The organism is Flavobacterium sp. KACC 22763, assembly GCF_028736155.1.
In the GTDB taxonomy this organism is placed as follows: domain Bacteria; phylum Bacteroidota; class Bacteroidia; order Flavobacteriales; family Flavobacteriaceae; genus Flavobacterium.
On sequence record NZ_CP117879.1, the window covers coordinates 5,063,224 to 5,077,378 of the forward strand.

The window sequence follows — 14,155 nt, forward strand, 5'->3', positions numbered from 1 at the left end:
TTCATTTTATATAAAAGAATTCTATGCGTAAAATTTGTATTTTGTTGCTAGTATTACTCTGCGGTAATGTTTTGCGCGCACAGGTTACACCAGTAACTCAAGATACAACTAAAACTCAATTTTCAGTAGGTAAGATAGATCTTGAAGATCCTCCAAGTGTACTTTCGGCATATAAGTACGATCCGATTACAGATCGTTATATTTACACTACTTCAGTAGATGGTTTCTCTATCAATTACCCTTTAATTTTAACTCCAAAAGAATACGAAGATTTAGTTCTAAAAGAATCGAGACGAAATTATTTTAGAAAAAAATCAGATGCCATTGATGGCAAAAAAGCTGGAGCCGAAGCAGCCAAAAAAGATTTATTGCCAAGATACTACATCAATTCAAGTTTATTTGAAAGTATTTTTGGAAGTAATACCATAGATGTAAAACCCACAGGGTCAGTAGAAATGGACTTGGGTATGCGTTACACTAAACAAGATAACCCTTCATTTTCACCAAGAAACAGATCTTCTCTTACTTTTGATTTTGATCAAAGAATCAGTATGAGTTTGATGGGAAAAATTGGAACACGTCTTGAAGTAAATGCTAATTACGATACACAATCAACGTTTGCTTTTCAGAACTTATTTAAACTGGCTTATACACCTTCAGAAGATGATATCGTTCAGAAAGTTGAGGTAGGTAATGTGAGCATGCCTTTAAATAGTACGCTTATTAGAGGAGCACAAAGTTTGTTTGGGGTTAAGGCGCAGCTGCAATTTGGAAAAACAACCGTTACGGGAGTTTTCTCAGAACAAAAGTCTCAAACCAAAAGTATAGTCGCAGAAGGTGGCGGGACCGTACAGAACTTTGATTTATTTGCATTAGACTATGATAATGACCGACATTTCTTCTTGTCGCAATACTTTAGAAACAAGTATGATGCTTCATTAAAAAACTATCCATTAATAGACAGCCGTGTCCAAGTTACAAGAATTGAAGTTTGGGTAACCAATAAGCAGAATAGAATAACGACAGGAAATAATAACTTAAGAAATATTATTGCGCTTCAGGATTTAGGAGAAGGTCAAGTTACTGGTGTTCCTGATAACCAAGTGGTGGTAATTACAGATCCAACAGGTTTCTTTAATAATCCTATAGATTCTCCAACAGACAATACGAATAATAAATATGATCCAGGAGCAATTGGAAAACCTGGAAGTTATTTAAATCCTAATATTAGAGAAATTGTAACGGCTAAATCAGGATTTAATAATACTAACGTAAATGAAGGTACAGATTATTCTGTTTTGGAAAATGCAAGAAAATTAACAACACAAGAATATACTTTTAATCCACAATTAGGTTACATTTCATTACAGCAGCGTTTGGCCAATGACGAAATTTTGGCAGTTGCATTTGAATATACGGTTGGAGGAAAAGTATATCAAGTTGGGGAATTTGGTAGTGATGGTGTAGATGGAACTGTAGTTACAGGAAACAATAACGGAAACCAGGCTATTATAACACAGAGTTTGGTATTAAAAATGCTGAAAAGCAGTTTGACAAACGTACAGAATCCAGTTTGGAACTTGATGATGAAAAACGTGTATCAAATTCCGCAGGCTTATCAAATCAAACAAGAAGATTTTAGACTTAATATTCTTTACACAGATCCTTCTCCAATCAATTATATTACACCGGTTCAAGGAACTCTTTTCCCAGACGATGATCCTGTAAATCCTAATCCAAGTAATTATTATATTACAAAGACACCATTGTTAAATGTATTTAACTTAGATCAGTTAAATTATAACAATGATCCACAAAAAGGGGGAGATGGTTTCTTTGATTACGTTCCTGGTGTAACGGTAGATGTACAGAATGCACGAATTATCTTCACCACAAAAGAGCCTTTTGGAGAACTTTTGTTTAAAAAATTAAACACAGGCACTGGAGAAAATTATAATGATCCAACTACATATAACCCTAACCAGAAGAAGTATGTATTTAGAAACATGTATAAGAATACTCAAGCAGGTGCTTTACAGGATAGTGATAAAAACAAATTCTTATTAAGAGGAAAGTATAAATCTTCAGGTAGCAATGGTATTCCGATCGGGGCTTTCAATGTTCCACAGGGATCTGTAGTGGTAACAGCTGCAGGGCGAGTTTTGGTAGAAGGTATAGATTATAGCGTAGATTATCAGTTGGGAAGAGTGCAAATATTAGATCCTTCACTTCAAGCATCTAATACTCCGATTGAGGTTTCATTAGAAAACAATTCAATTTTTGGGCAGCAGACAAGAAGGTTCATGGGATTCAATATTGAACATAAAATCTCTGAAAAGTTTGTTGTGGGTGGTACTTTCTTAAAAATGACAGAACGTCCTTTTACTCAAAAATCAAGCTACGGACAAGAATCTGTAAATAATACCATTTTTGGTTTCAATGGAAATTATTCAACTGAAGTTCCGTTTTTAACAAGATTAGCTAACAAACTGCCAAATATAGATACAGATGTTCCTTCAAATCTTTCGATTCGTGGGGAAGTTGCATTTTTGAAACCAGATGCTCCAAAAGCAAGTGATTTTGAGGGTGAAGCTACTATTTATATCGACGATTTTGAAGGTACTCAGACTACGATCGATATGAGATCTGCTTATGCATGGAGTTTGGCTTCAACACCATTTATTAATTCTGATGCCGATAATACTTTTAATGCTAATTCAAATACGTTAGAGTATGGCTATAAGAGAGCTAAGCTTTCTTGGTACAGCATCGATCCGATTTTTTACACTTCAAAACCATCAGGAATTTCAAATGATGATTTATCTTTAAATACAACAAGAAGGGTGTATAGTAAAGAGCTGTATCCAAATACAGATATTGCGCAAGGACAGATTCAGGTGATTAATACATTGGATTTAACTTATTACCCATCAGATAGGGGACCATATAATAATAACCCTGATTTTGCTTTGAGTAATCCATCAGCCAATTTTGGTGGAATTATGCGTGCGCTGAACTCTACTAACTTTGAGCAGGGAAATGTTGAATACATTCAGTTTTGGGTACTGGATCCTTATGTTGGTACTGGAGAAGCCTTGCCAACGAATAGCGGAAAAATTTATTTCAATTTAGGTGAAGTTTCTGAAGACGTTTTAAAAGACGGAAGAAAACAATATGAAAATGGTTTAGGCCCAGATCAGATTATGGTAAATCCGCAGCCAATTTGGGGAGACGTACCAGCATCTCAATCATTGATTTATGCATTTGATACCAATCCGGATAATCGTAAAAACCAAGATGTCGGTTTAGATGGTTTGCCAGATGCAAAAGAAGCGTCGATTTATACCAATTATGCAGGAGAAGAAGATCCAGCAGCTGATAATTATAAGTACTTTTTAAATACAGAAGGAGGCGTTTTACAGCGTTATAAAAGATACAACGGAACAGAGGGTAACTCTGCGGTAAGTGTTGATGATCCGAATCGTGGTTCTACAACTCTTCCAGATGTTGAGGATATCAATCGTGACAATACCATGAGTACAATCAATGCATATTATGAATATAGTATTGATGTAAAACCGGGAATGCAGGTTGGAGAAAATTATATTACAGATATTAGAGAAGTTCAGAATGTAGAACTTCCAAATGGAGGTTCGACCAATGCAAGATGGATTCAGTTTAAAATTCCTGTTTCAAAACCTCAAAATACGATTGGGAATATTACAGATTTTAGATCGATTCGTTTTATGCGTATGTTTATGACTGGGTTTAACGATCAGATGACAGTTCGTTTCGGAGCTTTAGATTTAGTTAGAGGGGAGTGGAGAAAGTACACAGGAACATTGGATGCAAATGATACAAATCCTGATGATGACGGAACTCAATTTGATGTTGCGGCAGTAAATATTCAAGAAAACGGTACAAAATGTCCTGTTAACTATGTTATTCCGCCAGGAGTTCAAAGAGAGCAGTTGTATAATAACAATACAATCATTAATCAAAATGAGCAATCTTTGGCAGTTCGAATAGCAGGTACAGGATTAGAATACCTAGATTCAAGAGCAGTTTTCAAGAATGTAAGTGTTGATATGCGTCAGTACAAAAAACTGAAAATGTTCCTTCATGCGGAATCGCTTCCTAATGAAAATCAGCTTTTAGATGATGAAATGATTGGATTTATTCGCTTTGGTAACGACTTTACGCAAAACTTTTATCAGGTTGAAATCCCATTAAAAGTAACAAGAACGGGTGGATCTTGTACTATTAGTCCAGATCAGGTTTGGCTTGAAGAAAATAATATCGACTTGGCTTTGTCTCTATTGACAAGAATGAAGATTTTGGGAATGAATATCGATATTAATTCGCCAAAAAGAGATATAAATGGTATTTATTATCCAGATCGAGATCCAGATGTAGAAGGCGGTGACCAAGATGCTAAGTTAACTTTGGGTATTAAAGGAAATCCGAATTTTGGATTGGTTCGAAATTTAATGGTCGGAGTAAAAAGTGCGGCAAACCATAAAGATATTATGGGGGAAGTTTGGTTTAACGAACTTCGTATGTCTGATTTGGAAAATAAAGGTGGTATGGCTGCATTGTTAAATGTAGATACCAATATGGCCGATTTGATGACATTATCAGCTTCTGGTAAAAAGAGCACGATTGGTTTTGGTTCTCTAGAGCAAGGTGCAAACGAAAGAGATCGTGAAGATATTCAGCAGTATAACATTGTAACCAATATAAATTTAGGAAAGTTGTTGCCTCCAAAATGGGGTATTAATCTACCATTCAATTATGCTATTGGAGAAGAAGTTATTACACCAGAATACGATCCGTTTAATCAGGATATTAAGTTGGATCAATTAATTAAAGAAACGACAGATCCAGCAGAAAAAGAAAATATTAGAACACGTGCGGTTGATTACACTAAGCGTAAAAGCATCAATTTTATTGGAGTAAGAAAAGATAGGGCGCCAGAACAGAAACCACATGTTTATGATGTAGAAAACTTTACTTTTTCTCAGTCATATAATCAGGTAGAAAGACACGATTATGAAGTGGAGAATTACAACGACGAGCAATCTAATACTGCAGTAAATTATGCTTATACGTTTCAGCCAAAAGAGGTGGTTCCGTTTAAGCAGACCCAATTCATGAAAAAAAGTGATTATTGGAAAATGTTGAGTGATTTTAACTTTAATTATCTTCCTTCAAATATTTCGTTTAATACTAACATTTTAAGACAAAGCAACCGTCAACAGTACAGACAAGTTGAAGATGTGCAAGGTATTGGACTTGATCCGCTTTATAGAAGAAATTTTGCATTCAATTACCAGTATGGTTTCGGATTTAATTTGACAAAATCATTGAAATTAAATTATACAGCAGCGTCTAATAATATTGTTAGAAACTTCTTGAATGACGATAATACACCAAAAGAAGATTTTAATATCTGGGATGATTATTTTGATATTGGTATACCAAATCAGCATTTGCAGCAATTGGTTCTGAATTATGATATTCCAATCAATAAAATTCCAATATTTAGTTTTGTAAAAGCGACTTATTCGTATACTGCAGATTATAACTGGCAGAGATCATCTACGGCAATGTCTCAGTATCAAGAAGAAAATCCAGATGGAACGAAAACGCTGTGGGATTTAGGAAATACGGTTCAAAATGCCAATTCAAACACGTTTTCAACGACATTAAATATGAATACGCTGTATAAATATTTAGGTTTGACGCCAGGTTCAAAACCTGCAAAAGCAACAAAACCTGCTGCGCCGCCAAAACCAGGTGAGAAAATTGTAAATACGGCTAAACCAGTTACAAGTAGTAATCCTTTTTATGATGGTTTAATTGGAGTTTTGACTAGTGTTAAAAACGTTCAAATTAACTATACAAAAAATAGCGGAACAGTTTTGCCGGGTTATATTCCAGGTGTAGGTTTCTTTGGTACTTCTAAACCTTCTTTAGGATTTGTATTTGGTAGCCAAGACGATGTACGTTTTGAAGCGGCGAAGAACGGATGGCTAACCAGTTACCAGAATTTCAATCAGAATTTCACACAGGTTAGCAACAAATTATTGAAAGTAACAGCAAACATAGATTTACTGCCAGATTTAAAAATTGATTTGGCTATGGATCGCGCTTATTCTGAAAATTCATCAGAGCAATATAGTGTAGATCCTGCAACAAATCAATATATGCCGTTATCTCCATATACATATGGAATGTTTTCTATTTCAACCGTATTAATTAAAACGTCTTTCTCTACAAGTACAGAAACTGAATCGTCTGCATTTGATGATTTTAGAAGCAATCGTTTAGTTATTGCAAATCGTTTGGCAGAGCAGCATTATGGTTCAGCAGCAGCAATTCCGAGATATGGAGATGCAAATAACCCGATTCCAGCTGAAACAGATCCTAATTATAAAATATATGTAGCCAATGAAGGATATCCAATTGGTTTCTCAAAAAGTAATCAAGCTGTTTTGCTGCCTTCGTTTATGGCGGCTTATACAGGAGCAGATGCATCTAAGAGTTCAACAGGTATTTTTAGAAGTTTCCCTATTCCGAACTGGAATGTGAAGTATAATGGATTAATGCGTTATAAATATTTCAAGGATCATTTTAGACGTTTTTCGTTACAGCACAATTATAGAGCGTCGTATACTATCAGCCAGTTTAGATCTAACTTTGATTATTTAGAAAACCCAATAGGACAGGATGTAAACACAAACTTCTTTAATAAAACGATTATGTCTAATGTCAATTTAGTAGAGCAGTTTAGTCCGTTGATGAGAGTTGACTTTGAATTGAAAAATTCATTCCGTTTATTAACAGAGGTTAAAAAAGATCGCGCATTGTCTATGAGTTTCGATAATAATTTATTGACAGAAGTTAGAGGAATAGAGTACGTTGTAGGAGTAGGATATCGTTTTAAAGACGTAATCATTTCGTCTAGATTAGCAGATAATCCAACAGGAATTATTAAAAGTGATATCAACATAAAAGCTGATTTTTCATATAGAAATAACGAAACTCTGGTTCGCTATTTAGATTACGATAATAATCAATTGGCGGCAGGGCAGAATATCTGGACATTGAAAGTGACGGCAGATTATGCTTTCAGTAAAAACTTAACTGCAATATTCTATTATGACCATTCGTTCTCGAAAGCAGTAATTTCGACTTCTTTCCCTTTAACGAACATCAGATCAGGTTTCACACTTCGTTATAATTTTGGAAATTAAATTTTAGTTTCTAAACTAGATTTTATTAGAAGATTATTACATTTGTGGCTCAAATTTTAAACAATTAATTTTCAAACACAACTATTATGAGCATACCAGCAAATTTAAAGTACACAAAAGATCACGAATGGGTTAGCATCGAAGGAGATGTTGCAACAGTAGGAATTACTCATTTTGCACAAAAAGAGTTAGGAGATATCGTGTATGTTGAAGTAGAAACTTTAGATCAGACACTTTCAAAAGATGAAGTTTTTGGAACTGTTGAGGCTGTAAAAACAGTTTCTGATTTATTCTTACCTTTATCAGGTGAAATCATTGCTTTCAATGATGATTTAGAAAGTGCTCCTGAAACAGTAAATTCAGACCCTTATGGAGATGGATGGATGATTAAAATAAAAATTGCTGATGCATCAGAAATCGATTCTTTATTATCTGATCAAGCTTATAAAGATTTAATCGGTGCCTAAACAACTCTTATTAATTTGGGCAATTATCTGCTCTGGAATCATTACGTATTTTTGTCTAACAGATTCTAGTAATATACCAGCGGTTAGTTTTCCAAGCATTGATAAAATTGTACATTTCTGCTTTCATTTCGGATTCACCATTTCTTGGATTTTATTTTTCAAGAAAGAATTGAAAGGAAAAGATTCAGACGATTATAAAGCTTATTTGATTTCTTTTATATTTTCTGTCTTTTTTGGAATTACAATCGAAATTCTTCAAAGTGCTCTCACAGTAACAAGAGCTTCAGACGTGACAGACGTTTTAGCAAATGCACTTGGAGCCTTTGTGGCAGTTTTTTCTGCGATAGGATTTAAAAAGCAAATCGATAAAATATAATTTTAGAAACCCACTTCGGTGGGTTTTTTATTACAAGAAAATCAAGCAGTTAAAAAGCTATGTTTTTTCAATTTAAAATGTACTTTTGTGCTGGTTTTCTGCAACTTCTATGAAAATGAATGTAAAGCAATATTTGGACTCTACGTATTTAAAAACTGCATCGCAAGCTGGTCTTTCGGAAGCAGAAAATACTATCGTAGTCAAAAATGCAATTGCCGAAGCAATTCATGAAGGTTTCAAGCTAATTATGATTCGTCCAGAATATGTTGCCCTGGCAAAAAAAATGATCATAGAAGCCAATTCTGTTTTATTAGTCGGAACCGTAATTGATTTTCCAGAAGGGAAGTCAAGTCTGGAAGATAAGATTAAAGAAGCAAATGAAGCCATTGCCAATGGAGCTGATGATTTAGATTTTGTCTGTAACTACGAAGCATTCAAAAATGGTGATCTCGATTTAGTAAAAAAAGAAATCTTAATCGGAACACAGATAGGTTTAGCAAACGATAAAACAGTAAAATGGATTATTGAAGTTGCCGCTTTAACAGATAAAGAGATTATTCAGTTATCTGCCTTAATAAAACATGTTGTAGTATCTAATTTTAAAGAAGACGATTTTGAATCTGTTTTCGTAAAATCGTCTACAGGTTTTTATAAAACTGATGATGGCGTTCCGAATGGAGCAACAGTCCCAACAATAATTATGATGCTCGAAAATGCTTCACCGCTTTCAATAAAAGCAGCGGGTGGAGTTCGTTCATTTGAAGAAGCCGCTGAAATGATTCGTTTAGGAGTAAAAAGAATCGGAACTTCAGCTGCAAAAGCAATTGCCAACGGAGAAATTTCCCCAAATCAATATTAAATAAATCCCCAAATTTTAAGTGAATAAGTTTTTTTTGTCCCTTGTTTTAGTTTTTTCTTTTTTTATTGTTTCCTCTCAAAATGGCAGTTCTTCGGTTCAGCCTGGTTTTACATCAGAAATGTTTCCTGTTTTTCCTAACTGTGAAAATTTAGATGGCAAAAAATTAGAAACCTGTTTTTATAAAGAAGTTCAAGATTTCGTATTTAACAATTTTCAAGTTCCTGAAAAGTTGAAACAGAACAATTACAAAGGGGCCGTAAAATTGCTTTTTGAAGTAAATGCCGAAGGAGAATTTAAAGTAATTTACGTTTCTGCCGAAACAGAAGAATTGTCTGAAGAAGCAAAAAGAGTATTCGGTACATTTCCAAAAATAAAACCTTCAACTTACAACGGAAAACCGACGTATTCTAAATATACAATTTCTATTGACATACCACTAAAAAGTGCGGCTCAGCTTGCCGCAGAAGCTCAAGCAGCAGCGGAAATTTTAAAACCGGCAGAAAAACCAATGACAGAATTGGATAGTATTGTGTACAAAAAATACAATAATCCAGAATTTGATAGCCATTTAAATATTCCATTTTCGCATAGCTATTATGCGCAGTTTGATGCAGAAATGAATCAGGTTGGAATTAATAACCATACAGCATCTAAGCCTTATACGTACGCTGAGGTTTCAAAATATTATAATTTGAGAGCAGTGAATGAATCGTTGCAGAAAAAGACATCGACTTGGTTGGGAAGAAAATGGTGGAATGAAAACCTAGTGCAGATTCAGGGAGAAGACTATTGGTTTGCCTTAAATCCGATTGTGGATTTACAAATGGGTAAGGCTTCAGATCTTGATGCGTCTTACACTTACGTGAATACCAGAGCACTTAATTTTAGAGGAGGTTTAGGAAAGCAAATCAATTTTACGACTACTTTTTTTGAAAGCCAGGGAAGATTTGCGGGGTATTTTAACGATTATGCGGAATCTATTAAACCATCTGGAGGAAATCCAGCTATAATTCCAGGAATTGGAATCGCAAAAAGATTCAAGACCGATGCTTACGATTTTCCTTTAGCGGAAGCGAATATTACCTTCGCACCAGGGAAAATATTTGATTTTCAATTGGGTTACGGACGAAATTTTATAGGTGATGGTTATCGTTCTTTGTTAGAAAGTGATGGAGCAAGTCCGTATCCATACTTTAAAATCAATACTAAATTTTGGAAAATTAAATATACCAATACGTATATGTGGATGAAAGATGTTCGTCCAGAAGTAACAGCTGAAAAAACTTACGCAACAAAATTTATGGCAAATCACTATTTGAGCTGGAATGTTTCAAATAGAGTGAACTTAGGTTTTTTTGAATCTGTAGTTTGGACTAATACCAACAATAGAGGTTTTGACGCTAATTTTGTTAATCCGATTATTTTTTACCGTGCAGTAGAATTTGGTTCTTCATCTAGAAGTGGAAATGCGCTTTTGGGAATTACTGGAAAATACAAATGGAATAACCGTATAAATCTTTATTCTCAATTCTTAATTGATGAGTTTTCTGTTTCTGATGTCGGAGCAGGAAATCAAAGCTGGAAAAATAAATTCGGATTTCAGTTTGGAGCAAAATATTTCAATGCCTTTAATGTGAAAGATTTATTGTTGCAAGTCGAATTGAATCGTGTACGTCCTTATGTGTACTCGCACAGCGCTGTTATTACAAATTATGGACACAACAATCAGAGTGTTGGGCATCAATGGGGAGGAAATTTTAAAGAGCTTATTGCAATTGCACGATACCATAAAGGCCGTTGGCTTGCCGATGCCAAGCTGACAGTTGGAACTAGAGGTTTGGATTTTGATACTGCTGCAGACTCTTATAATTATGGGGGAAATATTTATAAAAGCTACGATGAAAAACGCCCTTATAATACAGGTGTAAAAATAGGTCAGGGAAATAAAACAAATGTTTTTATTGCCGATGTTCAAGGAGGATATTTGATTAATCCGATGACGAATTTGAAATTATTCGGAAGTTTGATCTACAGAAATTTTGATCCGACTCAAGAAACAGCAACCACTTTTAAGCAAAGTACCACTTGGTTTAGCGTTGGTTTACGTTCAGATATTTTTAATTGGTATTTTGATTACTAGTATTTTTAATAAGATTTTTCGAAATAATAGTGTTAAAGTATGTTGAGATCTTAATTTGCAAAGGGTTTATTGAAAAAAATCTATTTTTATAGGCTTAAATTCTACAATCTAATTTGTACATTTGCACCACTCAAAAAAAATACACAAAAACAACGGTATTGAACGCTGCAAAAAATACATTATCAATCAAATCAATATTTCTGGATTTTAAAGAGATTACTAAAGCTGGTCTAGCTATTAGTGTATTGTTCTCTTCTATTGCTGGATATTTATTAGGAGTAGATGCTGATCATCCTTTTAAATGGAGTGTTTTGGTTGTTTTGGCAATTGGCGGTTATTGCATGGTTGGAGCTTCGAACGCTTTTAATCAAGTAATCGAAAAAGATATCGATTCTTTAATGGATCGAACAAAAAATCGTCCCGTTCCTTCTGGTCGTATGTCTCCTAAAGTAGCTTTGCTTGTAGCAAGTTTGCTTACTATTATTGGGATTGCACTTCTTTACACGATAAACGCAAAATCAGCAATGTTTGCTGCGATTTCGATATTCTTATACACAAGCGTTTATACGCCATTAAAAACAGTTACTTCTTTGTCTGTTTTTGTTGGAGCTTTTCCTGGAGCAATTCCGTTTATGTTGGGCTGGGTAGCGGCAACTGGCGAATTTGGTATAGAAGCAGGAACTTTATTTTTGATTCAATTTTTTTGGCAGTTTCCACATTTTTGGTCTATCGGATGGTTTTTATATGAAGACTATGAGAAAGCGGGAATTTTTATGCTTCCGACAGGTAAAAAAGATAAAGGAACTGCATTACAGATAATATTGTATACAATTTGGCTTATAATAGCGTCGTTATTACCGGTGTTAGGTTTTACAGGGCAATTATTTATTTCTCCAATTGCAGCAGTTTTAGTGTTTCTATTAGGGATTTGGATGCTTTTTTATGCAATTCGTCTGTATAAGTTAAGAACAGCAAAGGCAGCACGAACATTAATGTTAGTGAGTGTTTCTTATATTTCGCTTTTGCAAATTGTATTTATAGTAGATAAATTTTTAAGATAGTTATGGAAATGACATTAAAAACAAATGAAGAACAAGTAAGGAAATCTAAATCGGCAAAACTGATTCTGCTTTTCGCAATGGTTAGTATGACCATGATGTTCGCAGGGTTAACAAGTGCATTTGTAGTAAGTAAATCAAGAGCAGACTGGTTGAAGAATTTTGAACTTCCTTCAGCTTTCTATTGGAGTACAGCAGTTATTATTGCTTGTAGTGTTACTTTTTACTTGGCAAAAAAAGCCATTCAAAAAGATAATAGAAGCGCAGTTACAGGATTACTTCTTGGAACTTTAGCTTTAGGAGTTTTATTTGTAGTATTACAATTCAAAGGATTTGGACAAATCGTTGCAGAAGGGTATTACTTTACAGGAGAAGGTAGTTCAATTACTACAACTTTTCTTTATGTTGTGACAGTTACACACTTGTTGCACTTAGCTGGCGGATTAATTTCACTTTTAATTATAATTTATAATCATTTTAAACAAAAATACAATTCGACTCAAACTCTTGGGATAGAGCTAGGTGCGATGTATTGGCACTTTTTGGATTTATTATGGGTATATTTATTTTTATTTTTATATTTCTTTAAATAAGAAAAAAACGTAAATTTGGGAACTTTTTAACGAATATCTTTTATGGGAGCGACAGTTACTACTGCAAACAACGACGAAAAAACTTGGGGAGGCGGTCACAATGAGCCTTTAGGAGCAAGTTATGGTAAAATGATGATGTGGTTTTTTATCGTATCAGATGCCTTAACATTCTCTGGATTTCTAGGAGCTTATGGTTTTTCTAGATTTAAATTTATTGAAACTTGGCCTTTGGCTGATGAAGTGTTCACTCACTTCCCATTTATGCATGGTGTTGCGGCTCCAATGTATTATGTAGCTTTAATGACTTTTATTTTGATCTTCTCTTCTGTAACAATGGTATTAGCTGTTGATGCAGGACACCAATTGAAAAAGACAAAAGTTGCAATCTATATGTTCTTAACTATTATTGGAGGTTTAATTTTCGTTGGTTCTCAAGCTTGGGAATGGAAAAACTTCATTAAAGGAGAATATGGTGCAGTTGAAACAGTTGGAGGTAGTTTACTTCAATTTGTGGATAAAGATGGTAAAAGAGTAGCTTTAGCTGATTTTGCTGTTAAATTGCCAGAACAAAGAGAAGCTTTAGCAAGAAGCAAATCAACTTGGTTTATGGAAGATGCTCAATCTCTTCCAACTTACACAGTTGCTGAAGTTCAGGCTGGTTTCAAAGCTCACCCTGAAATTTTAATCAGAACAGAAAAACTTACAGATAAAAAGAAAAAAACTGTTTTATCAAGAGAAGAATCTGAAAAACATTTAGCTAGTGCTAAATATGTAGTAGAAGGTGCTAACTTGATCAGAAACGAGTACGGTAATAAATTATTTGCTGATTTCTTCTTCTTTATTACAGGTTTCCACGGATTCCACGTATTCTCTGGAGTTATTATCAATATCATTATTTTCTTTAATGTATTATTAGGTACTTACGAGAAAAGAAGAAGCTACGAAATGGTAGAGAAAGTTGGATTATACTGGCACTTTGTAGATTTAGTTTGGGTATTTGTATTTACAGTTTTCTACCTAGTTTAATTTTTAGAATTTAATTATTATGTCACACGAGCACGTATCAAATACAAAAAGAATCTGGTTTGTTTTCGGATTGCTTTCAGTAGTAACTACAGTAGAAGTTATTTTAGGTATCTACAAACCTGGAGTATTAGAATTTAATCATTTTGTTGGATTGAATCTATTAAACTGGATTTTCTATATCTTAACAATTTTCAAAGCATATTATATTGTATGGGCATTTATGCACATGGAAGGTGAAAAAAGCAGCCTTAGATGGTCTGTAGTTTCTCCTGTTATCTTCCTAGTTTTATATTTATTGTTTATTCTGTTGACAGAAGGACATTATATTTATGGGGTTTTTAAAGATTCTACAATTAAATGGAATTTTTAACATGATA

At 34.1% G+C, this 14,155-nt stretch carries 9 protein-coding genes; all 9 read left to right on the plus strand.

What is annotated here, in order from left to right:
* Positions 1 to 23: 23 nt before the first annotated feature.
* The 9 genes from sov (at position 24) to PQ463_RS21300 (ending at position 14,148) form a co-directional block, all read left to right on the plus strand.
* Positions 24 to 7,259: a T9SS outer membrane translocon Sov/SprA gene (gene sov / locus PQ463_RS21260; protein WP_274255376.1), complete on the plus strand. Its 7,236-nt coding sequence runs from the start codon at positions 24 to 26 to the stop codon at positions 7,257 to 7,259.
* A gap of 86 nt (positions 7,260 to 7,345) precedes the next feature.
* Positions 7,346 to 7,726, plus strand: coding sequence for a glycine cleavage system protein GcvH (gene gcvH / locus PQ463_RS21265; RefSeq protein WP_274255377.1), 381 nt, complete (start codon positions 7,346 to 7,348; stop codon positions 7,724 to 7,726).
* Positions 7,719 to 8,102 (plus strand): VanZ family protein, encoded by a 384-nt coding sequence (locus PQ463_RS21270; protein WP_274255379.1) that lies wholly within the window; start codon positions 7,719 to 7,721, stop codon positions 8,100 to 8,102. Before gcvH ends, PQ463_RS21270 begins: the two co-directional genes overlap by 8 nt.
* 115 nt (positions 8,103 to 8,217) lie before the next feature.
* The gene (deoC, locus tag PQ463_RS21275) at positions 8,218 to 8,961 is read left to right on the plus strand and encodes a deoxyribose-phosphate aldolase (protein WP_274255381.1); all 744 of its coding nucleotides are present in this window, start codon (positions 8,218 to 8,220) and stop codon (positions 8,959 to 8,961) included.
* A 19-nt stretch (positions 8,962 to 8,980) separates the two neighbouring features.
* Complete coding sequence (gene remB / locus PQ463_RS21280) at positions 8,981 to 11,101, plus strand: gliding motility outer membrane protein RemB (protein ID WP_274255382.1); 2,121 nt, start codon at positions 8,981 to 8,983, stop codon at positions 11,099 to 11,101.
* Between the two features lie 158 nt (positions 11,102 to 11,259).
* Positions 11,260 to 12,162: a heme o synthase gene (cyoE, locus tag PQ463_RS21285; protein ID WP_274255383.1), complete on the plus strand. Its 903-nt coding sequence runs from the start codon at positions 11,260 to 11,262 to the stop codon at positions 12,160 to 12,162.
* Between the two features lie 2 nt (positions 12,163 to 12,164).
* Complete coding sequence (locus tag PQ463_RS21290; RefSeq protein ID WP_260672523.1) at positions 12,165 to 12,752, plus strand: cytochrome c oxidase subunit 3; 588 nt, start codon at positions 12,165 to 12,167, stop codon at positions 12,750 to 12,752.
* Positions 12,753 to 12,794: 42 nt separating this feature from the next.
* Entirely contained in the window at positions 12,795 to 13,778 is a 984-nt protein-coding gene (locus PQ463_RS21295; RefSeq protein ID WP_274255384.1) for a cytochrome c oxidase subunit 3, read from the plus strand.
* Between the two features lie 19 nt (positions 13,779 to 13,797).
* Complete coding sequence (locus PQ463_RS21300) at positions 13,798 to 14,148, plus strand: cytochrome C oxidase subunit IV family protein (protein ID WP_111364867.1); 351 nt, start codon at positions 13,798 to 13,800, stop codon at positions 14,146 to 14,148.
* Positions 14,149 to 14,155 lie beyond the last annotated feature (7 nt).